At 56.8% G+C, this 21,407-nt stretch carries 23 protein-coding genes and 1 tRNA gene; 4 read left to right on the top strand and 20 right to left on the bottom strand.

Translation table 11 applies throughout. The features are described from left to right. Window positions 1-3 precede the first annotated feature (3 nt). The 12 genes from recJ to ffh form a co-directional block, all read right to left on the bottom strand. Window positions 4-1,737: a single-stranded-DNA-specific exonuclease RecJ gene (recJ, locus tag ABY734_RS05010; RefSeq protein WP_372777905.1), complete on the bottom strand. Its 1,734-nt coding sequence runs from the start codon at window positions 1,735-1,737 to the stop codon at window positions 4-6. Next, entirely contained in the window at window positions 1,737-3,134 is a 1,398-nt protein-coding gene (thrC, locus tag ABY734_RS05005; RefSeq protein WP_372777904.1) for a threonine synthase, read from the bottom strand. Before thrC ends, recJ begins: the two co-directional genes overlap by 1 nt. 92 nt (window positions 3,135-3,226) lie before the next feature. Beyond that, window positions 3,227-4,534: a homoserine dehydrogenase gene (locus tag ABY734_RS05000; RefSeq protein ID WP_372777903.1), complete on the bottom strand. Its 1,308-nt coding sequence runs from the start codon at window positions 4,532-4,534 to the stop codon at window positions 3,227-3,229. Between the two features lie 156 nt (window positions 4,535-4,690). Beyond that, entirely contained in the window at window positions 4,691-5,887 is a 1,197-nt protein-coding gene (gene alaC, locus ABY734_RS04995) for an alanine transaminase (protein ID WP_372777902.1), read from the bottom strand. Window positions 5,888-5,923: 36 nt separating this feature from the next. Continuing rightward, window positions 5,924-6,664: a DsbC family protein gene (locus ABY734_RS04990; RefSeq protein ID WP_372777901.1), complete on the bottom strand. Its 741-nt coding sequence runs from the start codon at window positions 6,662-6,664 to the stop codon at window positions 5,924-5,926. A 72-nt stretch (window positions 6,665-6,736) separates the two neighbouring features. Then, complete coding sequence (xerD, locus tag ABY734_RS04985) at window positions 6,737-7,615, bottom strand: site-specific tyrosine recombinase XerD (protein ID WP_372777900.1); 879 nt, start codon at window positions 7,613-7,615, stop codon at window positions 6,737-6,739. A 46-nt stretch (window positions 7,616-7,661) separates the two neighbouring features. Further along, window positions 7,662-9,440, bottom strand: coding sequence for an SLC13 family permease (locus ABY734_RS04980; RefSeq protein ID WP_372777899.1), 1,779 nt, complete (start codon window positions 9,438-9,440; stop codon window positions 7,662-7,664). Window positions 9,441-9,657: 217 nt separating this feature from the next. Then, window positions 9,658-10,017 carry a 50S ribosomal protein L19 gene (gene rplS / locus ABY734_RS04975; protein WP_372777898.1) on the bottom strand — a complete coding sequence of 120 codons (360 nt, stop codon included), beginning with the start codon at window positions 10,015-10,017 and terminating at the stop codon, window positions 9,658-9,660. Window positions 10,018-10,050: 33 nt separating this feature from the next. After that, entirely contained in the window at window positions 10,051-10,791 is a 741-nt protein-coding gene (gene trmD, locus ABY734_RS04970) for a tRNA (guanosine(37)-N1)-methyltransferase TrmD (RefSeq protein ID WP_372777897.1), read from the bottom strand. Between the two features lie 2 nt (window positions 10,792-10,793). Next, a complete protein-coding gene (gene rimM / locus ABY734_RS04965) occupies window positions 10,794-11,330 on the bottom strand; it encodes a ribosome maturation factor RimM (RefSeq protein ID WP_372777896.1) in 537 nt (178 codons plus the stop codon). An 18-nt stretch (window positions 11,331-11,348) separates the two neighbouring features. Continuing rightward, window positions 11,349-11,609, bottom strand: coding sequence for a 30S ribosomal protein S16 (gene rpsP, locus ABY734_RS04960; protein WP_372777895.1), 261 nt, complete (start codon window positions 11,607-11,609; stop codon window positions 11,349-11,351). A 174-nt stretch (window positions 11,610-11,783) separates the two neighbouring features. Further along, window positions 11,784-13,175: a signal recognition particle protein gene (gene ffh / locus ABY734_RS04955; protein WP_372777894.1), complete on the bottom strand. Its 1,392-nt coding sequence runs from the start codon at window positions 13,173-13,175 to the stop codon at window positions 11,784-11,786. 170 nt (window positions 13,176-13,345) lie between these two features. On the opposite strand from ffh, the gene ABY734_RS04950 reads away from it, so the two are divergent. The 3 genes from ABY734_RS04950 to ABY734_RS04940 all read left to right on the top strand — a co-directional run bounded on the left by ABY734_RS04950 (window position 13,346) and on the right by ABY734_RS04940 (window position 16,030). Continuing rightward, window positions 13,346-14,140 carry an inner membrane protein YpjD gene (locus ABY734_RS04950; protein WP_372777893.1) on the top strand — a complete coding sequence of 265 codons (795 nt, stop codon included), beginning with the start codon at window positions 13,346-13,348 and terminating at the stop codon, window positions 14,138-14,140. Window positions 14,141-14,206: 66 nt separating this feature from the next. Continuing rightward, window positions 14,207-15,493: an HlyC/CorC family transporter gene (locus ABY734_RS04945; RefSeq protein WP_372777892.1), complete on the top strand. Its 1,287-nt coding sequence runs from the start codon at window positions 14,207-14,209 to the stop codon at window positions 15,491-15,493. A 78-nt stretch (window positions 15,494-15,571) separates the two neighbouring features. Next, window positions 15,572-16,030, top strand: a complete 459-nt coding sequence (locus tag ABY734_RS04940; RefSeq protein ID WP_372777891.1) for a nitroreductase family deazaflavin-dependent oxidoreductase — start codon at window positions 15,572-15,574, stop codon at window positions 16,028-16,030. 46 nt (window positions 16,031-16,076) lie between these two features. Here the strand turns inward: ABY734_RS04940 and ABY734_RS04935 are convergent, their stop codons facing one another. Genes ABY734_RS04935 through queA form a run of 6 tightly spaced genes read right to left on the bottom strand, consistent with a single transcriptional unit; the run spans window position 16,077 to window position 19,883 of the window. Beyond that, entirely contained in the window at window positions 16,077-16,259 is a 183-nt protein-coding gene (locus ABY734_RS04935; protein ID WP_372777890.1) for a DUF1289 domain-containing protein, read from the bottom strand. Between the two features lie 8 nt (window positions 16,260-16,267). Beyond that, window positions 16,268-16,792, bottom strand: coding sequence for a gamma carbonic anhydrase family protein (locus ABY734_RS04930; RefSeq protein ID WP_372777889.1), 525 nt, complete (start codon window positions 16,790-16,792; stop codon window positions 16,268-16,270). Next, complete coding sequence (locus ABY734_RS04925; protein ID WP_372777888.1) at window positions 16,792-17,391, bottom strand: CoA pyrophosphatase; 600 nt, start codon at window positions 17,389-17,391, stop codon at window positions 16,792-16,794. The genes ABY734_RS04930 and ABY734_RS04925 overlap by 1 nt, the downstream gene beginning before the upstream one ends. Further along, entirely contained in the window at window positions 17,384-17,701 is a 318-nt protein-coding gene (gene cutA / locus ABY734_RS04920; RefSeq protein ID WP_372777887.1) for a divalent cation tolerance protein CutA, read from the bottom strand. The genes ABY734_RS04925 and cutA overlap by 8 nt, the downstream gene beginning before the upstream one ends. Beyond that, the gene (gene tgt / locus ABY734_RS04915) at window positions 17,689-18,804 is read right to left on the bottom strand and encodes a tRNA guanosine(34) transglycosylase Tgt (protein ID WP_372778192.1); all 1,116 of its coding nucleotides are present in this window, start codon (window positions 18,802-18,804) and stop codon (window positions 17,689-17,691) included. Before tgt ends, cutA begins: the two co-directional genes overlap by 13 nt. A 20-nt stretch (window positions 18,805-18,824) precedes the next feature. Further along, window positions 18,825-19,883 (bottom strand): tRNA preQ1(34) S-adenosylmethionine ribosyltransferase-isomerase QueA, encoded by a 1,059-nt coding sequence (gene queA / locus ABY734_RS04910; RefSeq protein ID WP_372778191.1) that lies wholly within the window; start codon window positions 19,881-19,883, stop codon window positions 18,825-18,827. 134 nt (window positions 19,884-20,017) lie between these two features. Here queA and ABY734_RS04905 point away from each other — a divergent pair. Further along, a tRNA-Leu gene (locus tag ABY734_RS04905) sits at window positions 20,018-20,104 on the top strand. A 340-nt stretch (window positions 20,105-20,444) separates the two neighbouring features. Here the strand turns inward: ABY734_RS04905 and ABY734_RS04900 are convergent. Together ABY734_RS04900 and ABY734_RS04895 are read right to left on the bottom strand one after the other, a co-directional pair. Then, complete coding sequence (locus tag ABY734_RS04900) at window positions 20,445-20,648, bottom strand: hypothetical protein (RefSeq protein ID WP_372777886.1); 204 nt, start codon at window positions 20,646-20,648, stop codon at window positions 20,445-20,447. Between the two features lie 329 nt (window positions 20,649-20,977). Next, window positions 20,978-21,190: a hypothetical protein gene (locus ABY734_RS04895; protein ID WP_372777885.1), complete on the bottom strand. Its 213-nt coding sequence runs from the start codon at window positions 21,188-21,190 to the stop codon at window positions 20,978-20,980. Window positions 21,191-21,407 lie beyond the last annotated feature (217 nt).

Raw genomic sequence — 21,407 nt, 5'->3', positions numbered from 1 at the left:
CGCTCAGGCAACAGCTTCCAGCGACTGCACCATCAACTGCAGCTGGGTATTGCCGCGAAAGCGGTTGATATCAAGCGCATAGTACAGACGCACCTGTTGTACGTCTGGGTTCGGCCACTGCTCAATATCGACGTTAAACGCGATGGCATCGACGGCCTGCTGCGGATTTGACAGCGGAGCGACAACAAACTTCAGGTGTTTTTCTCCGACAATTCGCTGATTGAGCAAGAGAAAATCGCCGTCAAAGCGCGGTTCGGGAAAGTGTTGGCCCCAAGGGCCCGCGTCGAGCAATTGCTGCGCCAGAGGTTCGTTCAGGTCGTCAGCAGCCAGTTCGCCGTCGCTGACCAGACTCGCTATAAACAGCTCAGGGTCGGACATGTCCTCGATAACCGCAGCGAAGACGCCACCAAACTCTACCAACCTATCCCTTCTGAGACTCAAACCCGCCGCCATGGCGTGACCACCAAACTTGATGATCGCGCCCGGACAGCGCTTATCGACCGCGTCGAGCACATCGCGAATATGAACCCCGGGAATAGAACGACCAGAGCCTTTGACCACCGCATCATCTTCTGGCGCAAAGGCGATGACCGGACGGTGATAGCGCTCCTTGATGCGCGACGCCACCAGACCCACCACCCCGGGATGCCAGGTCTCGTCATGCAGAGTGATGCCCAAGGGCAAGGTTTCCGCGTTTAGCTGCAGATTTTCCAGATGCGACAGCGCTTCCTGTTGCATGCCCTGCTCGATTTCACGCCGCTCCCGGTTCAATGAATCGAGATCAGTCGCCAACTGACGGGCCTCATCGCCCGACTCGGCCAGCAGGCAGCGAATACCCAGTGACATATCATCCAGCCGTCCGGCGGCGTTAAGGCGCGGACCGACTACAAAGCCCAGATCGCTGGCCTGCAGGTGATTGGGGTCGCGCTTGCCAGCTTCCAGCAGGGCATAAATTCCCGGACTGGCCAGCCCTGCGCGAATACGACGAATGCCCTGATGCACCAGAATGCGGTTGTTTTGATCCAGCGGCACCACGTCGGCAACGGTGCCAAGGGCAACAAGGTCAAGAAAATCCGCCATTTTCGGCGGCGCAATACCTCGGCTTTCAAACCAGCCCGATTGGGTAAGTGCTGAACGCAGTGCCGACAGCAGGTAAAACATCACCCCTACCCCGGCCAAAGCCTTGCTGGGAAAAGGGCAGTCGGGCTGGTTCGGATTAACAATAGCCAGCGCCTTAGGCAGTTCACGGCCCGGCAGGTGGTGATCGGTCACCACCACATCAATCCCCAGCTCGTTAGCGGAATCCACCCCCGCCAGACTCGAAATACCATTGTCTACGGTGACAATAAGGTCTGGCTTCGACTCTGCAGCCACAGCAACAATTTCCGGACTGAGACCATAGCCGTACTCAAAGCGGTTCGGCACCAGAAAGTCTACCTGCCGCGCGCCCATGGCCCACAATACCTTTAAGCCCAGCGCCGAACTGGTTGCGCCATCGGCGTCAAAGTCACCGACAATCAGAATACGTTCATCGGCCTCAAGGGCTTTTACCAGACGCGCCACGGCCTCGGGCAGACCTTTACAGGTCGGCGGCAGTAATTTGCTCAGGGAGAGATCACAGTCAGAATCGGCAAGCACCCCCCTTGCCGCATAAATACGCTGCAGCAAAGGCGGGACGGCCTCGCTGAAAGAGGCCTTGTCCAGCGCCGATTGGCGCCGCTGAATATTCAGAGCCATCAGGCCTTGATGTGCGACGCCATAAAGGACTGGACGGCGGCCAGATCATTGTCGAGCACTTCGTAGCGCTCGGGCAGGCTTAACAGGTCTTTCATATGATGGGGCAGCGCCGGCGATTCCGGGTAGCCGGCTTTCATCACCGCTTCGGGGAACTTGGCCGGATGGGCGGTGGCCAGTGTCACCATGGGCACACTGCGATCTCGTCGGCAGGCCCGGGCCGCGTGTACGCCAATAGCCGAGTGCGGATCGAGCAGGTATTCAGTGTTATCAAACACATCTTTGATGGTCGCAACGGTTTCATCGTCGCTGACACGACCGCTGTCGAACAGCTCCCGCACCCTGGCGAACACGCTGTCGGGTACCGACACCGACTCGCGATTGAAGCGGTCCATCAGATCGGCGACCGCCGCGCCGTCACGATCATAGCCATCGAACAGCATGCGCTCGAAGTTACTGGAAATCACGATATCCATGCTCGGTGACAGGGTGTGTTGCAACTCCTGCTTTTCAAAGCGGTTGCTGCTGACAAAGCGGTGCAGGATATCGTTGCAGTTGGTAGCAATTACCAGCTGATCGATTGGCAGGCCCATCTGCTTGGCCAGATAGCCGGCGTAGATATCGCCAAAGTTGCCGGTGGGCACCGAAAAACTGACTTTGCGACCGGGCGCGCCCAGAGCCAGTGCGGCGTAGAAGTAATAAACGATCTGGGCCATGATCCGCGCCCAGTTTATGGAATTCACCGCGACCAGCTGGCGCCCTTCGGGCAGAAAACCCTGATCGGCAAAGCTGGACTTCACCATCGCCTGACAGTGGTCAAAGTGACCTTTCACCGCGATATTGTGGATGTTATCGCCTTCGACGGTGGTCATCTGCCGGCGCTGCACTTCCGAGACCCGCTGGTAGGGGTGCAGAATAAAAATATCGAGGTTTTTACAACGCTTGCAGCCCTGAATCGCGGCGGAGCCGGTATCACCGGAGGTCGCTCCCATCACCACCACTTTCTGATTGCGGCGCTCCAGTACATAGTCCAGCAGCCGGCCCAGCATCTGCAGGGCAAAATCCTTGAAGGCCAGTGTCGGGCCTTGGAACAGCTCAAGAATCCATTCGTTCTGATCAATCTGCACCAGCGGCGCAATGGCGTTATGACGAAAATCTGCATAGCTGTCGTTGACGATGGCGCGAAGATCCTCGTCCGGAATGGCGCCGTCTACAAAGGGTTTTACAATCTCAAAAGCCAGCTCGGCGTAGGACAGGTCAGCCCAGGCCGCTATCTGTTCAGGGCTGTAGGTCGGCAGGGTTTCCGGCACATACAATCCGCCATCCGGCGCCAGGCCAGTGAGCAGAACGTCTTCAAAGTTCAGTGCGGGCGCCTTGCCGCGGGTACTGATGTATTTCATGTTTCGCCTTCGTAATCTGCAATCTATGGCGCAAGACACTGCGGCCTGCGCTATTTGGATGCGTCAGACGTCAGGCGTCCGACGTCCGACGCTTAACCCGCCAGTGACTCAACCCGAATCCGGACAACCTCTTCAGCGATGCTGTCGAGCGCCTGAATCTGCTCCACCGCAGCCATCAGCGCTTTTTCGCGCGTGACATTGGTGAGCAGGATAACCGGAACGTGATCCGCATCTTCGGCAGGCTGCTTCTGAATCAGCGCTTCAATGCTGATTCCCGCATTGCTCAGAATCTGGGCAATCTGCGACAGCACGCCGGGTTTGTCCAGCGCCGACATGCGCAGGTAATAGGCGGTCTGAATTTCTTCGATCGGCTTGACCGGATGATCGCTCAGGGTATCCGGGTGGAAGGCCAGATAAGGCACGCGATGTTTGGGCTCAGCGGTCAGGGTGCGAGCCACATCAACCACATCGGCCACCACTGACGAGGCCGTGGGCTCACTGCCGGCTCCGGGACCGTAATACAGGGTCGGGCCAACCGCATCGGCCTTAACCAGAATCGCGTTCATGACACCGTTTACGTTGGCGATCAGCCGCTTTTCGGGAATCAGGGTCGGGTGTACGCGCAGCTCAATACCCTCGTCATCACAACGAGCAATACCCAGATGCTTGATGCGATAACCCAACTCTTCCGCGTAATTCACGTCTTCCGTGGAAATACGGGTAATACCTTCGGTGTAGACCTTGTCGAATTGCAGCGGAATACCAAAAGCGATGGAGGCCAGAATAACCAGCTTGTGCGCCGCGTCGATGCCCTCTACATCAAAGGTGGGGTCCGCTTCGGCATAACCCAGCGCTTGAGCTTCTGCCAGCACATCGCCAAAGTCGCGGCCTTTCTCACGCATTTCGGTAAGAATGAAATTACCGGTGCCGTTGATAATACCGGCCAGCCATTCAACCTGGTTGGCGGCCAAACCCTCGCGCAGGGCTTTGATAATCGGAATACCGCCGGCAACCGCAGCTTCAAAGGCCACACTGACACCCTTGTCGTGGGCGGCGGCGAAAATCTCATTGCCGTATTCGGCAATCAGGGCCTTGTTGGCGGTAACCACGTGCTTGCCGTTGGCGATCGCTTCGAGGATAAGTTCGCGAGCAACGGTAGTGCCGCCAATCAGCTCGACCACGATATCGATCTCGGGATTGCGTACGACCTCGAATATATCGCGGGTAACAGCCACATCACCGGTGTCACAGGCAGGATTGTCACGGCGGGCGCCGACCTGGGCGACCACAATATCAGCCCCGACACGGGCCCGGATGGAGTCGCGGTTGCGCGCCAGAACATTGAAGGTACCGCTGCCAACGGTGCCCAAACCACAAATGCCTACCTTAACGGGATTCAAGCTGCCTCTCCTCACGTGCCTGCCCGGCTGACGCCGGCTGGCGGAAAATTGAAGGCGCGTATTCTAGCTTGAATCGGTAGGTATTACACGTGTGGGGGGAGCTTAGCGGGCTGGAGGGAGGAGATTCGGTTTGGTGCTTTGTTGGTGGGTAGGACGTCAGACGTCCGACATCCGACCATCACTACGAAACATCCGCTTTATATTCCGCAATGCCTGCCGCGTGCGCTGCTCATTCTCTATCAGCCCAAAGCGCACGTAGCCCTCCCCGTACTCACCAAATCCGATGCCCGGCGATACCGCGACCTTCGCCTCGACCAGCAGCTTTTTGGCAAACTCCAGCGAACCCAGCTCACGGTAGGCCTCGGGAATCGGTGCCCAGACAAACATGGTGGCTTTGGGTGGAGTAACCGCCCAGCCCATTTCATTCAGGCCACTACAGAGTACGTCGCGGCGGCTTTGATAGAGCAGACGGATTTCTTCCACACAGCCTTGATCTGCTTCCAGCGCGTGTATGGCCGCCACCTGAACCGGCGTGAACATGCCGTAGTCGAGGTAGGATTTCATGCGCGCCAAAGCGGCAATCAGGGTGGCATTGCCACAGCAGAAGCCCACCCGCCAGCCCGGCATATTGTAGCTCTTGGACAGGGAGTAAAACTCTACCGCGATGTCTTTGGCGCCGTCCACCTGCAGTATCGACGGCGCCTGATAGCCGTCGTAAACCAGATCGGCGTAGGCCAGATCCTGCACCACCCAGATTTCGTGCTCGCGGGCGACTTTGACGATTTTTTCGAAGAATTCGAGCTCCACGCAATGGGTAGTGGGATTCGCAGGGAAATTCAGCACCAGCATCTTCGGCTTGGGCCAGCTGTTGCGAATGGCCTGCTCCAGCTCGTCAAAAAAGCTGTGACCATCCCCCATCGGCACATGGCGAATATCGGCGCCGGCGATGACGAAACCATAGGGGTGAATCGGGTAAGAGGGATTTGGCACCAGAATCGCATCACCGGGGCCGGTGGTTGCCAGCGCCAGATGGGCCAGCCCTTCCTTCGAACCGAGCGTGACAATGGCCTCGGTTTCCGGGTTCAGGTCCACATCGTAGCGGCGCTTGTACCAGTCACAAATGGCCTTGCGCAGCCGGGGAATGCCCCGCGATTGGGAGTAGCGGTGGGTATCGCCGCGCTGGGCGGTTTCCGTCAGCTTGTCGACAATATGCTTCGGCGTCGGCTGGTCCGGATTACCCATGCCAAAATCAATAACATCCTCACCGCGTGCCCTCGCCGCCTGCTTCAACTCACCGATAATGTTAAACACATAGGGCGGCAGACGACTGATGCGATTGAATTGATCCTGCACGGGCACTCCTTATCCGAGGCGGCTTTTTCGAAGCGTTTATTTACCTTGCAGTGCCACGCGCACAAGGCTGTCAGCCGGCATATAGCCCGGCACCAGCTCGCCGCGGGTGGTCACAATCGCCGGCGTGCCCGTCACTCCCACCGTGCCGCCCAGCATGTACTGCTCCGCTACCGGATTGTCGCAACTGGCGGTGGGAATAGTCTGGCTGTTTTTCAGTTTGGTCAGCGCCTCCTGCGGGTTCTTGGCGCACCAGGCAGAGACCATCTTGGGTGCAGTGCGCGACTGGGCACCGCGCGGGAAATCACGCGGATAAGCCAGATAGCGAACCTCAATGCCCATTTTGTTGAGCTGCGGTACTTCGTTGTGCAGCTTGCGGCAGTAGCCACAATCCACATCGGTGAAAACGTAGATCGCGCCTTTGGTTTCCCCTTCCGCCGGGAACACAATCATGTCTTCCTTTTTAACCTGTGCCATGCGCTGTTTGCGCATTTGCTCGCGGCCGCGCTCGGCGAGGTTCACAAAACCTCCGGGAGCCAGCTCAAACAGATCCCCGGTAAAGAAGTACTTGCCGTCTTTGGTAGCGTAAACCGTTGGGCCGTCTTTCAGGCTGACTTCGTAGAGTCCGGCCACGTCGCTCTTTTTAATATTTTCCACCTGGATATCCGGGCGGCTTTTTTGAAAGGCCTGACGGATATTTTCAGCGGGTGTTGCCGCCGAGGCCGCGGTGGCCAGCAGCAGAGCGCAGAGGGGAAGAATTCGGCTAATAAAATGAAACATGCAGTAACGGCCTTTGAGGTCTGGATAGTATTAGTTATGAAAGCGGAAGTCTGAAACAGTTCCGGAGGGGCATCAACCGCGCGGATGGTGTTGCTGGTGCAATTGCTTCATTCGCTCTCTCGCCACATGAGTGTATATCTGTGTGGTGCTGAGGTCACTATGGCCCAGCAACAATTGCACAACCCGCAAATCGGCGCCGTGATTGATAAGGTGAGTAGCAAAGGCATGACGCAGGGTGTGCGGTGATAGATTACTGCGAATACCGGCTCGCTGAGCATACACCTTAATCCGGTGCCAGAAGGTCTGGCGGGTCATTTCCTGGCCACGCTGGCTGGGAAACAGCACGTCACCGCTTTTAATCAGCTCGACACGCCCAGCCTGCAAATAGCGCTGCAGCCAGTACAGCGCCTCCTCTCCCATGGGCACCAGACGCTCCTTGCTGCCCTTGCCCATCACTTTAACCACGCCTTGATGCAAGTTGAGCTGGTGCAGTTTCAAACCCACCAGCTCGGAGACCCGAAGGCCGGTGGCGTAGAGCAATTCCAGCATGGCCTTGTCGCGCAATTCGATGGCAATGTCCTCTTCCGGCTGGGCCAGCAAAGAATCGACTTCTTCTTCCGACAAAGATTTTGGCAGCGGCCGGCCCAGGCGCGGCGATTCAATATTGAGGGAAGGGTCAATCGGAATGCGGTTTTCCCGCAGCAGATAGCGATAAAAACCGCGCAAGCAGGAGAGCATGCGCGCCGAGCTGCGCGTAGACTGGCCGCGCCTTGCCATCTCACCGAGCCACTCCAACAGATCAGCCCGGCCCGCGCGCTCGAGCGCCATACCGCGCGGCTCCAGCCACTGCTGAAACAGGGTCAAATCCCGGCGATAGGACATCAGGGTATTATCGCTAAGCCCCTTTTCCAGCCAGACGGCATCCAGATACTGATCAATAAGTGCAGACATGACGGGAGTTTAGCGGCGCCGAGGCATTACGCAAAGCACTGCAGCGTTATGGATAAAAAGGCCACACCAGCGGAATCAGACCAAGAGTTACCAGCGCCGCCAACAGACTCAAGGGAACGCCCAGCCGCAGATAATCGCTAAAGCGGTAGCCTCCCGGCCCCATTACCATCAAATTGGTCTGGTAGCCCAGCGGGGTCATAAAGCTGGCACTGGCGGCAAACATGATGGCAAACACAAAGGGCAGCGGACTGACACCAAGCTGTTCCGCAATCCCCATGGCGATGGGAAACATCAGCACCGCTGCCGCATTATTGGTAATCACCTCGGTAAACAGGGTCGTTATAAGATAGATCAGCACCAGCGCCAGCCACGGCGGGGGCAACCCAGTGCCCAACAAGTTCTGCACCAGCCAGCTGGCCGCACCACTGCTTTCCATCGCCGACCCTACGCCAAAGGCGGCACCGATCACCAACAAGACCTGCAGGTTGAGACTCACGCTGAGCCGCGCACGATTGACCGACACGCAGCCGCTGAGCAACAGGCCCGCAACCGCCATCGCCGCCGCCTCAAGCACACTGAGCCAACCGAGCAGGTTGATTGATACCATCACTACCAGAATCACTATCGCCAGCGGAGCCCTGGCAAAATCCGGTGGCGTGGAATCTCGCAGAGGACTGACCAGCAGGAAGTCCCGCTGGTAACGGTACTGCTCGACAAAGTCTTCCCCTGTTTCCAGCAACAGGGTATCGCCCACCCGCAATACGGTTTCGCCGACCTTGCCGGCCAAACGCTGACCTTCGCGACTGATGCTGAGGATCGCAGCCTGATAGCGGGTACGAAACTTGCCGTTTTTAACCGTTTGATTCAGCTCCGGAAAATCGGCCCCAATTACCACTTCTACCAGGCAGCGCTGATGGTGGAAGAGCGACAGTTTGTGCGCCCCGCCATGGGCCGGCACCAGACCATTGATTCGCTGCAACTCCAACGCGCATTCAGGCGCACCAACAAAGGTGAGAATATCCCCCGCCTGAATAGTCCGCTCGGGCCCCACTGCGGTATACAGCTCCGCGCCCCGCTCAATTTCAATCAGATAGCCGTGGCTCAGATTGCGCAGGCCGGCCTGCTGGATGGTCTTCCCGGCAAGCGGGCTGTGATCGCGAACGCTCATTTCAACCCGGTATTCCCGGGCATTTTCAGCTTGTGCCACCGGAGTCTGGCGCTCACGCAGCAACCTGGGGGCAAACACCAACATAAACAGGCTGCCCGCCAACATCAGCGGCACTCCGACCCAGGCCAGTTCAAACACGCTGAACCCGGTATAACCGCGCTGCTGCCAGAGGCCGTCTACCACCAGGTTGGTACTGGTGCCGATCAGGGTGCAGGTGCCGCCGAGAATAGCGGCGAAGCTAAGCGGCATCAGCAACTGCGACAAAGACAGCCGAAAGCGCTGGGCCCACTCCTGCACCGCCGGAATCATCATCGCCACCACCGTCGTGTTGTTGAGAAAAGCACTCAGCAGCGCCGTCGGAAACAGCAGACGAGCCTGAGCGCTGCCACTGGAACCGGGCTGGCCCAGCAGGCGGTGCGACAGCCAGTAGATGGCTCCGGTATCGCGCAAAGCCGCCGCCACAACGTAAAGCAGTGCCACCGTTATCAACCCCGGATTGGCAAAACCCGCCAGCGCCTGCGGCACCGTTACAACCCCACCGAACAGCAGCGCCAGCAGAGCCCCCACCATGACCGCATCCGCCGGCAGGCGATTGTGAATCAAACTGGCGACGACCCCGAGCACAACCAGCAGGGTAAAGGCGATATCAAACGTCATATGAAAGGAGACCCCGTAAAGCCGCCAGAGGACGGCGAGGAGTATGGTAGTGCGGAACAAACGCAGAGAGATAATACTGTTTGGCTATAACTTTATACTTGGACTAACGCCATTGGTCAGCCTCCCAATACGAAAGCTACAGGCACAAAAAAGGCATCTTCGCGAGAAGATGCCTTTTTGAGTAAAGCTGCTGCCACCCGGGGGCGGCAAGGATACCTTAGGATTTGGTATCCAGCTTTTCCTTGATACGTGCTGCCTTACCGCTGCGCTCACGCAGGTAGTACAGTTTGGCCTGACGCACGTCACCGCGACGCTTCACGGTGATGCTGTCAACCAGCGGGCTGTGCGTCTGGAAGGTACGCTCAACACCGATACCGTGAGAAATCTTGCGGACTGTGAATGCAGAGTTGATGCCACGATTGCGCTTGCCCAGTACTACACCTTCAAAGGCCTGCAGACGCTCGCGGTTACCTTCCTTAACTTTCACCTGAACCACAACGGTGTCGCCAGGGCTGAATTCCGGCAGGTCCTGTTTGATCTGCTCTGCATCCAGTTCCGCGATAATTTTGTTGCTCATGGCACACTCCTCAATAAAGTCATAGCTTCACAGCTATTGGCTACTCTGCTCGCTGATAAATTCGGCCAGCAGCTCTCGTTGCTCATCGTTTAGCGTCATATTGTCCAGCAAATCCGGACGACGCTCCCAGGTTCTTGCCAGCGACTGTTTCAACCGCCAACGTCGAATTCTTTCATGGTCACCACTGAGCAGTACTTCCGGTACCTGCTCTCCCCGATAATCCTCGGGTCGGGTGTAGTGGGGGCAATCCAGCAGCCCATCCACAAAGGAGTCTTCTACCGCCGATTGCGCATGCCCCAGCACTCCGGGCAGCAGACGGGCGACTCCGTCTATCATCACCATGCCAGCCAGCTCACCGCCGCTTAGCACGTAATCACCGATCGACCACTCTTCGTCGACTTCTGCCTGCAACAGGCGCTCGTCAACTCCTTCGTAGCGACCGGCGAGTAAAATCCATTCTTCTCGCCTTGCCAACTCTGCCAGTGCCGCCTGATCCAGCCGGCGCCCCTGTGGCGAAAGATAGGCCACCCGGGCTTTGGGCAGGGCCTGCTTGGCCGCTGCTATGGCATCACTCAAGGGCTCGGTCTTCATGACCATGCCCGGCCCACCGCCGTAAGGCCTGTCGTCCACCGTCTGGTGACGATCGTGGGTAAAGTCCCTCGGATTCCAGCACTGCACCGCCAACAAACCATTTTTGATGGCGCGCCCGGTAACCCCGTAGTCAGTTACCGCAGCCAGCATTTCCGGGAACAGGGTGATAAATCCGATTTTCACCCTTAAAACTCCGGATCCCACTCCACCCGCATATGGCCGGCGGCGAGGTCGATCTCCCTGATGAACTGCTCTGGCACATAGGGAATCAAGCGCTCCCGATCATCCAGACTGCCCTCACAGGGTTTAACAACCAGCACATCATTGGCGCCGGTCTCGAGCAAGTGATCCACCCTGCCCAACAGCAGGTCGTCTCCCCCTGCCGTCACTTTCACCAGCAGCCCTTGCAGCTGGTGCCAGTAGTATTCGTCTTCCGGTAGCGCTGGCATGGCATCACGCCGCACTGCCAATTCGCATCCGGCCAGTGTTCTGGCCACTTCACGGTCATCAATACCGTCAAGCGATGCAACCAGGGTCTTGCCCTGGCGGCGCCCTTCAGAAATTTTGACGGGCTGCCACTGCCCTGCCCGTTTAATGAATACCTCGCGATATTCGAGCAGGTTGGTCATCGGGTCGGTGTAGGAGTACAACTTCACCCACCCTTTAACCCCATATACCGTCGACACTTTGCCGACGGTAATCAGGTCATCCGACGCAGTCATCAGATGCCTGGCGCCAGCTTAAGCAGCAGCTTGCTGAGCTTCGGTAGCTTCTTCTACCAGCTTGGCAACACGCTCGGACAGCTGTGCACCCTGGGAAACCCAGTACTCAATGCGGGCGGTATCAACACGCAGACGCTCTTCCTGACCACGGGCGACCGGGTTGAAGAAACCAACGCGCTCGATAAAACGGCCATCGCGAGAGTTACGGCTGTCAGTGACAGTCAGGTGGTAAAACGGACGCTTTTTGGAGCCGCCACGCGACAAACGGATAGTTACCATACTATTGAATTTCCTACGGTTTTTGGCCAAGCCCCAGAGGGATCAGCCCATCTTCAAATCAGTTATACAGCCCCAAGCACAAGACGGGGCCTTCAAAGGCGCGACATTCTACGGGAAAGCGCGCTGAAATGGAACGTTTTTTCAAGCTCTTAGGCAACCCAGAGGCCGCGCCCGTCACATCCCCGGAAAGCGGCCGCCGCCCCCCATTCCACCGCCGCCGGGGGGCATCATCCCGCCCATGCCGCGCATCATATTGGCCATACCGCCTTTTTTGGTCATTTTCTTCATCATCTTCTGCATCTGCTTGTGCTGCTTGAGCAGACGGTTCAGATCCTGCAGTTCGGTGCCCGAGCCTAGGGTAATGCGCTTTTTGCGCGAGCCGTTCAGCAGGTCCGGATTGCGGCGCTCGGCGGGGGTCATGGAGTCGATAATGGCCTCCATGCGTTTGAACATCTTGGTGTCGATCTGGGACTGGGCCTGCTGGGCCATCTGACCCATGCCCGGCAATTTATCGAGCATACCGGTAATGCCGCCCATGTTCTGCATCTGTTGAAGCTGGTCTTTCAGATCCTCCAGATCGAACTTTTTGCCCTTCTTGATCTTTTTGGCAAGCTTCTCGGCCTTTTTCTTGTCGAGCTTCTGCTCCGCTTCTTCAATCAGCGACAGCACATCGCCCATGCCGAGAATGCGCGAGGCGATACGATCCGGGTAAAAGGTTTCCAGGGCATCGGTTTTTTCACCCACACCCAGGAATTTAATGGGCTTGCCGGTAATGTGCTTGACCGACAGTGCTGCACCACCACGGGAATCCGCATCCGACTTGGTCAGCACCACACCGGTCAGCGGCAATGCTTCACTGAAGGCCTTAGCCGTGTTCGCCGCATCCTGCCCCGTCATGGCGTCGACCACGAACAGGGTTTCAATCGGCTTGATGGCGCCGTGCAGCTCTTTGATCTCGCCCATCATGGCTTCATCAACCGCCAGACGACCGGCGGTATCGACGATTAGCACGTCGTGGAATCTCAGTTTCGCCTCAGCCAGCGCCGCATTGGCGATATCCACCGGTTTCTGCTCGGCGGTGCTAGGAAAGAAGGTTGCACCGACTTCAGTGGCAAGGGTTTCAAGCTGCTTGATGGCCGCCGGACGATAGACATCGGCACTGACCACCATCACCTTTTTCTTTTCTTTTTCCTGCAGGTAGCGCGCCAATTTGGCTACCGAGGTGGTTTTACCCGCCCCCTGCAGACCGGCCATGAGGATGATCGCCGGCGGCTGGGTTGCGAAGTTCAGGGGTTCGGCCTGCGAACCCATAATCTTTTCCAGCTCTTCCTGAACAATTTTAACAAACTGCTGACCCGGACTCAGGCTCTTGCTGACCTCCTGGCCTACCGCCCGCTCACGCACGATGTCGACAAAGTCTTTCACCACCGGCAAGGCTACATCGGCTTCCAGCAGGGCCTTGCGCACCTCGCGCATGGTGTCCTTGATGTTGTCCTCAGTCAGGCGCGCCTGCCCGGTTACCGCGCGCAGGGTGGAGGATAAACGTTCGGTCAGATTCTCAAACATGCCAGTCAGCTCTCTTGCCCGCGCCCTGCTCTGTCGACAGGGCCTTGTTAACACGCTTACAATCGTGCTCTAAAAATTGAAGGCGGGCATTATAGCGAACTAATGCCCCAAGCCCCACCGGAAACCGCCGTTTTACCACGGCCCGTATTTAAGGACAGCGTGCCGACACCATGAATACCACACTCAGTTTGCTGGCTATTGCCCTCTACGCGGGGGCGACAGTGCTGTTGTGGCAGGAAATCCGTCAGGGCCATGCGCGCTACAAGCTTGCCCTGACACTCGGTGTCGCCGCCATGTTCTGCCACGGCACCGCCAGCTATGTGGGCATGTTTACCACTCAGGGCATGAATATCAGTCTGACTGAGATGAGCATTCTGATCAGTTGGTTTGTAGTCGTCATCACCCTGATCAGCGGCATGCTGCGGCCGCTGCTCAATATTCTGCTGATGATTTTCCCGTTCACCGCGGCCATTCTGGGCATTACGCTGTTAGCTGACTCCCCCGCCAAATTGATTCAACACCCAGGCGGGGTGATGCTGCACATCGCCCTGTCTGTGCTCAGTTACAGTGTGCTGACCATGGCGGCATTGCAAGCCATCGTGCTGGCAGTACAGGAATATCGCCTGAAACACCACCAGCTGAACGGTATCCTAAAAGCCCTGCCGCCGCTGGTGACCATGGAAGCCATGCTGTTCGAGCTGGTGTTGATTGGCTTTATCCTGCTGACCCTGTCGATCGGCACCGGTCTGTTTTATGTGGACGACATCTTCGCCCAGCACCTGGCCCATAAAAGCGCCTTCTCCATGATGGCCTGGGCCTGCTTCGGTATTCTGCTGATTGGCCGCCACCAGCTTGGCTGGCGCAGCCGCACGGCGATCCAGTGGACGCTGGCGGCCTTCGCCCTGCTGCTGCTGGGTTACGTGGGCTCCAAGTTCGTACTGGAAGTGCTGCTTAACCGCATCTAAGCTTGCGAGCTGCCGGATATTTCTTCAAGATAGGCGCCTCATATCGATTATGAGGTTAAAGGCTTCTTGAACGAGGCACCGCTGGGTTTCCTTTTCGGCCTGATTGGCTTTCTTATTCTCCTCTCCGGTTTTTTCTCTGGCTCTGAAACAGGCATGATGGCGCTGAATCGCTATCGCCTGCGGCATTTGAGCAAGAGCGGGCACAAGGGTGCACGCAAGGCCAGCAAACTGCTGGAAGAGCCCGAGAGCCTGATCAGCACCATTCTTATCGGCAACAACCTGGTCAACAACCTCGCTGCGGCCACTGCCACGATTCTGGCCATTCGGCTCTACGGCGACAGCGCCGTTGTCTTCGCCTCGATCCTGCTCACGCTGGTATTCCTGGTATTTGCGGAAATCATTCCGAAGACCATTGCCGCCTACAAATCCGAAGCCGTCGCCTTCAAGGTCAGCTATGTGCTTCTGCCGCTGAAAACCCTGCTGTATCCGGTTATCTGGGTAATCAATCACTTTATTCGCGGGTTTCTGCGTCTCACGGGTTTTGATGCCCGTAACGACGACGAACACCTGAGCATTGACGAGCTGCGCACCATTGTCGGCGAGGCCGGACAGATGATTCCCCAGCGTCACCAGCATATGCTGATGAATATCCTGGATCTGGAGCAGGTAACGGTGGACGACATCATGATCCCCCGCAACGAGATCTATGGCATAGACCTCAATGACAGCACCGACGTGATTCTGCGGCGCTTGCAGGAATCGGAATTTACCCGCATGCCGGTGTTTCGCGAAGACATCAACAACATCGTCGGCATCCTGCACCAACGCGATGTAATCAGCAGCATTAACAACCGTGGCGAAGTAGATCTCGACAAACTGATGAGTATTGTCAAAGAACCCTACTTTGTGCCGGAAAGCACGCCTCTGCACACCCAGCTGTTCAACTTTCAAAAACAGAAACATCGCCAGGGTGTGGTGGTGGATGAATACGGCATGGTGCAAGGGATTGTGACCCTTGAAGACCTGCTGGAAGAAATTGTCGGTGAGTTCACCTCCAATCTGCTGGAGGAGATCAATCAGGACATTATCCATCTCAAGGACGGCACCCACCGCATTGACGGCACAGCGACCATTCGCGATGTGAATAAATCGCTGAAATGGGAGCTGCCAACCGACGGACCGAAAACCCTGAACGGTCTGCTGCTGGAGCATCTCGAGTCCTTCCCCGACGGACCCTGCTGCGTCAAGCTGGTAGGCTGCCACTTCGAAATTGAAGCGTTAAAAGACAACCGGATTGAAAGCGTGCTGGCCTGGCGGCCCGGCAAAAAGGCCAAAAAACGCAAAATAACCTGATGTGCATTCTGCACTTTGACGGCAGTGCCTGGGTCGGCTTTACTTTCGACATCATCCTAGCTGCAAGGAGCAAGCCAAATGAAGATCGACATCCCCGACTACATGCCGGACTGGATAAAGAATCACATCGAGCTCTACCTCAACGATCCGGAAAAGGCCCATCTGTGGGACGCCAGCCTGGGCGGTGGCTCCGGCATGCTGTACACGTTGCTTCTGATTACCCGGGGCCGAAAGAGCGGCGAGCTTCGCCCTCTGCCACTGATTTACGGTGAAGACGGCGACAACTATATCGTGGTTGCATCCAAAGGCGGCGCCCCGGAGCACCCGGCCTGGTATCGCAACCTGCTCGACCATCCCGAATGTGAAATTCGCGTCGGCAGCAAGCAAATGACAGCCAGAGCGCGCACGGCTGACGATGAAGAGCGGGAACGCCTGTGGAAGAAGATGGCTGAAATTTATGCGCCCTACGATGACTATCAGAAGGCGGCGGGGGACAGAAAAATCCCTGTGGTGATTCTGGAACCGGTCACAGACTGACCGCGTGTGGCGGCAAAATCAGTGCCGCCGTTTTAAGATTATCAAATCAGGCGAGGTTATAACGGCGCTTCATACGCTGCCGCGCCTGCGCAACCACTTCGCGCTTTCTGTCGTTCGAATACTCCGACCAGTCGGTGATTTCTCGCATCGAGCGAAAACAGCCGACACACACATCGTCGTCATCCAGCGCACACACGTTAATGCAGGGAGATTTTACCGTCTCCGTCATGACCTCGCCTATTGCTCCGCTTTAAGCTCTTTGCGAAAACGCTGACCGTTTTCCACATAGTGACTGGCAGACAGTCGCAGTGCCGCCTGTTCGTCTTCAGATAACATACGTTTCACCTTGGCCGGCGCGCCCAGCACCATGGAGCCATCCGGTATTTCGGTGCCCTCGGTAACCAGGGCATTTGCCCCAATAAGACAGCCCTTGCCAATTTTTGCGCCGTTCAAAACGACCGCATTAATACCAATCAGACTGCCATCACCGATTGTACAGCCGTGCAGCATAGCCTTGTGTCCCACGGTGACATCCTCGCCAATTTCCAGCGGAAAGCCCGGATCGGCGTGCAGCACCGAGGCATCCTGAATATTGGAGCGGGCACCAATGCTGATTTTCTCGGCGTCGCCACGAATCACCACGTTAAACCACACACTCACTTTTTCAGCCAAGGTCACATTACCGATTACCGTGGCATTGTGGGCAATAAACTGGTCGTCGCCTTGGCATTTAACTTTCAAATCACCCAGCTGAAACAGCATCACTTATCTCCTGTTCGAGTTTCGATGGGCAATTCCGCATCGAGCAATTCATTGAGCAGATCGGCGAGAACCATCGCCGTCACACCCCAGATATCGTGATCCTGATACTGAAAGCGTGCAACCCGCTTGGTGATGCCCGTATCCAGCACATCGACCACACTGAACAGCCTACCATCAATCAGCTCGTCCAGTGGCACGTAGAAGGCCGTGTCCAGTTCACCATAGTTAATTTTAAAATCGAGTCCCGCCGGCAAAATCCCCAGAAACGGAGTCATTCGAATCTGGGTTCGGGTAATGCGCTGGTCGAGAGGGCCCAGACATTCAAAGTGCTTGGCCGCAACACCCACCTCTTCTTCCATTTCGCGCACAGCCGTATGCAAAAGGTCGCGGTCGTCCTCATCCTGCTTGCCGCCGGGAAAGGCAATTTCGCCGGCGTGAAGACTGAGATGAGGCGAGCGCTGGGTAAGCAGCACTCCAGGGCGGTCGCTGTCATTGATGGCAACCACCACCGCCGCATCCGGATAATCACCCGCAACTTCGCGCGGCTCGTAATCATCAATGCGTTGCCGGAGCGATTGCAGCAGCGGAGAATCAGCCATCGATATCCACCAGCTGAATCACTTCAAAAGCCGGTTCCTCGTAGGGATGGGCCTCGCGCAGCGCACTGACAACTGCTTTCAGCCGCGCTTCCTCACAGAGCATTTCCACTCGGTACTCGGCAACCGTCTCAATGTTACCTTGCTGGCCGATAAAGGGCTTGCTGCCATCCAGTGGTCTAAACTGCCCCTGCCCCAGCGTCTGCCAGGCGCAACAATCGTAATCCCCCTGACGGCCGGCACCGGCTGCAAACAATGCGGTTTTAACCTGTTCTGTATGAGTTTCGGGTATGAAGACAATCAGCTTGTACATCGCTCCTCCCGTTGCTGGCTTTGGTAGAACTGATCGGCAAAGGCGTCCAGCGACTTGTTTTCAATCGCGCTGCGAATAGCCGCCATATGGGTCTGATAAAAACGCAGATTGTGGATGGTATTCAACTGGGCGCCGAGAATTTCCTTGCAGCGATCCAGATGATGAAGATAGGCCCGGGAAAAATTCTTGCACGTGTAGCAGTCACAATGCTCGTCGAGCGGAGCCGTACTGTGCTTGTGGCGCGAGTTGCGAATTTTTACCACCCCCCCCGACGTAAACAGGTGGCCGTTGCGCGCATTGCGGGTTGGCATGACGCAATCGAACATATCCACGCCGCGGCGCACGGCCTCCAGAATATCCTCCGGCTTGCCCACTCCCATCAGATAGCGGGGTTTGTCGGCGGGCATGGCGTGGGCGAGATGGTCGAGCACATTGAGCATGTCTTCTTTCGGCTCGCCCACCGACAGGCCGCCAATGGCATAGCCGTCAAAACCGATCTCGGCCAGCCCTTTCAGGGACTCTTCGCGCAGATTCGGGTACATGCCCCCCTGCACAATACCAAACAGGGCCGAGGGGTGATCGCCGTGAGCATCGCGGCTGCGTCGCGCCCAGCGCTGGGACAGCTCCATCGAGTCACGTGCCTGCTTTTCGGTAGCCGGATAAGGCGTACATTCGTCAAAAATCATCACGATATCCGCGCCGAGATCATGCTGCACGCGGATGGAGGTTTCCGGGTCCAGGTAGACTTTGCTGCCATCGACCGGCGACTGAAAGCTGACGCCCTCCTCGGTAATCTTGCGCAGCTTCCCCAGGCTCCAGACCTGAAAACCGCCCGAATCAGTCAGGATCGGCCCCTGCCAGCCACTGAAGTCATGCAGGTCACCGTGGGCCTTCACCACCTCGGTGCCCGGCCTCAGCATCAGGTGGAAGGTATTCCCCAGAATAATTTCAGCGCCGATTTCCTTGATATCCCGCGGCAGCATACCTTTTACCGTGCCGTAGGTGCCCACGGGCATAAAGGCCGGGGTCTGTACGGTGCCGCGACTGAACGTCAGCTCACCGCGCCGGGCCTCGCCATCGCTACCGCTGACACTGAAAGACATATCACACTGACGCGCCACGCTTACTCTCCTGAACCAATGGCAGAATCGTTGGGAAATACCAGCATGGCATCTCCGTAACTGAAAAACCGGTAGCGCTGTTCCACCGCTTCGGCATAGGCGGCCAGCACCCGCTCGCGCCCGGCCAGCGCACTGACCAGCATGATAAGAGTGGACTCGGGCAGATGAAAGTTGGTCAGCAGCAGGTCGACACTTCGAAAACGGTAGCCCGGGTATATGAAAATATCGCTCTCCCCGGTATAGGGCGCAATGGCGCCGGATTGCGAGGCCGTCTCCAGACTCCGGACTGAGGTGGTCCCCACCGCCACCACCCGACCACCCCGGGCGCGGGTGGCATTCACCGCATCGCACACCGCCTGATCCACTTCCAGATACTCGGCGTGCATATGGTGGTCCTGAATATTTTCCACCCGCACGGGCTGAAAGGTGCCGGCCCCGACGTGCAAGGTCACAAAGGCCGTTGCCACGCCCTTGGCCTGGGCTCTGGCCAGAATGTCGTCGGTAAAGTGCAAACCCGCAGTGGGCGCGGCCACGGCGCCGGGCTTTTGAGCGTAAACCGTCTGGTAGCGCTCTTCGTCGAGGCTTTCGTCTGCCCGGTCGATATAGGGAGGCAAGGGCATATGGCCGATGGACTGCAGTACGGTCAGCACGGGCTGGTCAAACTCCAGCTCGAACAGCTCGCCCCGCCGACCAAGCACCGTGCAACAGGAGTGTTCAGCTGCGCCGTGCTCGCGCGTCACTGACAGCCGCGCACCGCTTTTGGGTGATTTGCTGGCACGAACATGCGACAAAGCGGTAAATTCGCCCGTCACCCGCTCAATCAAAAATTCCAGCTTACCGCCGCTTTCCTTGTGCCCGTAAAGGCGACCGGGAATCACCCGCGTGTTGTTGAACACCAGCAGGTCGCCCGGGTCGAGAAAATCGAGAATATCTGGAAATTGCCGGTGCTGAACCAAACCATCACCCGTTAGCACCAGCAAACGGCTCTGATCGCGTTGCGCGGCCGGGTAGCGAGCAATCAGCTCGTCTGGCAGCTCATAGTGAAAGTCGCGGGTTTTCATGGGGGCGTCGTTCATAAAACAGGCGCGCAGGGTACCGGAAAACCGGTTTTCCCTCCAGTTACACCGAATAAGCCGTCAAATACCTTTGACCGCCTGCGCGAGGTTGCTATAATCGCGCGCTGTTTTCATCCTGTGCCAGAGTGGTGAAATTGGTAGACACAGGGGATTCAAAATCCCCCGGGGTAAAACCCGTGCCGGTTCGAGTCCGGCCTCTGGTACCATCTCTTGATTCTTCCGCAACATCAGCTCAAGCAATTCATGAACGAAGCCACCCCGGCCGGACGAGAACCAGCAGGTTCGACAAAAAGCGACCATAGGAGCTTTTTGATACGAGCGGCTGCAAGCCGCGATGCCCACAGGGCTGTAACAGCCCCAAGGCTGTTACAGTTACAAATTGCGAGTAGCAATTTTATACGAGCGACTCCTAGCCGCTCAGCCCGAAGAGCTGGAAGGTAACAGACTCGATATGATCAATCCGGGCTTTGGGACGGACCTAAAAACAACAGCACACGTTTAATAGCACTTGTCGCTTTCGAATAAGCTCGGCAAAAGGCTTTTAAACTAGCAGGCAGAGTGCGACTCAAGGTAGTCAACATTGAGCCACCATTCACCACTGTGAAAGGCTCTGAGACGCTTGAGCTCCCCCCGAAGGTATGCCGCAGGCTTTTCAAACGCAATGATGAGGTCTTGCTTGACCGGTTGCTCTGCACTGTCGTGCTTGGCCTGTTTCTCTGATGTGGCTGGTTTCACTATGTTCTTCATCATTTATCCCCCAGGTTATGGGCCGATTGCTCTCTTATGGAACAAATCAGCAGATGTGTGCATTTTGGAGGGAATCGCTGCTTTACATAATTCGGTGAAACACGTGTTTGTATAGGTGATTTCCCTTGGTTAGCTCAACCAGATCGCTCACCAATTCAACTCGATAGGTCTTGCGCACCCAAAAACTGACGTCTTTCCCCAGGGCTGATACAGACCCAAGGCTATTTACCATCCAGGTTGCAGGTATTTGTTTGAAGAGTTAATGCCTGTCGCAATACCCAAAGCACGCTCTTCAATGGCGGAGCGCATTTTTAGGTGTCAGTGAGGAGTGCTTAGCACGCTGAGCGCGAATCAATGTAGTCGACGTAGTCAACATTGAGCCACCATTCACCGCTATGAAAGGCCCTCAGACACTTGAGCTCCCCCCTAATGTATTCAACAGGCTTTTCAAACGCAGTGGCGAGGTCTTGTTTGACCGGTTGCTCTGCGGTGTCTTGCTTGGTCTGCTTGGCTGAAGTGGCTTGTTTCACTATTTTGTTCATCATTTATCCCCCTGATTACGGGCTGATTGCTCTCTTACGGACCAAATCAGCAGATGTATGCATTTTGGGGGTAACCGCTACTTCACATAATGCGGTCAAACACGTGTTTGCATAAGGGGTTTCCCCTAAATCGATTAGCCGGATGCTCTACAAATCGGAGGGATAGCCCGTGCGCACCCAAAAACCGACCCCTTTCGTCATTGCCCCTGCACCGGCGAAT

It is taken from the genome of Litorivivens sp. (genome assembly GCF_041624475.1).
Classification (GTDB): domain Bacteria; phylum Pseudomonadota; class Gammaproteobacteria; order Pseudomonadales; family Spongiibacteraceae; genus Litorivivens.
The sequence above is the reverse complement of the archived record's forward strand: the minus strand, read 5'-3'. Positions and strand labels throughout refer to the sequence as shown.

Bases quoted from the DNA above. Each gene is read 5' to 3' on its own strand.
- recJ (WP_372777905.1), bottom strand. From the start codon at position 1,737: ATGGCTCTGAATATTCAGCGGCGCCAATCGGCGCTGGACAAGGCCTCT.
- thrC (WP_372777904.1), bottom strand. From the start codon at position 3,134: ATGAAATACATCAGTACCCGCGGCAAGGCGCCCGCACTGAACTTTGAA.
- ABY734_RS04990 (WP_372777901.1), bottom strand. From the start codon at position 6,664: ATGTTTCATTTTATTAGCCGAATTCTTCCCCTCTGCGCTCTGCTGCTG.
- xerD (WP_372777900.1), bottom strand. From the start codon at position 7,615: ATGTCTGCACTTATTGATCAGTATCTGGATGCCGTCTGGCTGGAAAAG.
- ABY734_RS04980 (WP_372777899.1), bottom strand. From the start codon at position 9,440: ATGACGTTTGATATCGCCTTTACCCTGCTGGTTGTGCTCGGGGTCGTC.
- rplS (WP_372777898.1), bottom strand. From the start codon at position 10,017: ATGAGCAACAAAATTATCGCGGAACTGGATGCAGAGCAGATCAAACAG.
- rimM (WP_372777896.1), bottom strand. From the start codon at position 11,330: ATGACTGCGTCGGATGACCTGATTACCGTCGGCAAAGTGTCGACGGTA.
- rpsP (WP_372777895.1), bottom strand. From the start codon at position 11,609: ATGGTAACTATCCGTTTGTCGCGTGGCGGCTCCAAAAAGCGTCCGTTT.
- ffh (WP_372777894.1), bottom strand. From the start codon at position 13,175: ATGTTTGAGAATCTGACCGAACGTTTATCCTCCACCCTGCGCGCGGTA.
- ABY734_RS04950 (WP_372777893.1), top strand. From the start codon at position 13,346: ATGAATACCACACTCAGTTTGCTGGCTATTGCCCTCTACGCGGGGGCG.
- ABY734_RS04940 (WP_372777891.1), top strand. From the start codon at position 15,572: ATGAAGATCGACATCCCCGACTACATGCCGGACTGGATAAAGAATCAC.
- ABY734_RS04935 (WP_372777890.1), bottom strand. From the start codon at position 16,259: ATGACGGAGACGGTAAAATCTCCCTGCATTAACGTGTGTGCGCTGGAT.
- ABY734_RS04930 (WP_372777889.1), bottom strand. From the start codon at position 16,792: ATGCTGTTTCAGCTGGGTGATTTGAAAGTTAAATGCCAAGGCGACGAC.
- ABY734_RS04925 (WP_372777888.1), bottom strand. From the start codon at position 17,391: ATGGCTGATTCTCCGCTGCTGCAATCGCTCCGGCAACGCATTGATGAT.
- cutA (WP_372777887.1), bottom strand. From the start codon at position 17,701: ATGTACAAGCTGATTGTCTTCATACCCGAAACTCATACAGAACAGGTT.
- tgt (WP_372778192.1), bottom strand. From the start codon at position 18,804: ATGTCTTTCAGTGTCAGCGGTAGCGATGGCGAGGCCCGGCGCGGTGAG.
- queA (WP_372778191.1), bottom strand. From the start codon at position 19,883: ATGAAAACCCGCGACTTTCACTATGAGCTGCCAGACGAGCTGATTGCT.
- ABY734_RS04900 (WP_372777886.1), bottom strand. From the start codon at position 20,648: ATGATGAAGAACATAGTGAAACCAGCCACATCAGAGAAACAGGCCAAG.
- ABY734_RS04895 (WP_372777885.1), bottom strand. From the start codon at position 21,190: ATGATGAACAAAATAGTGAAACAAGCCACTTCAGCCAAGCAGACCAAG.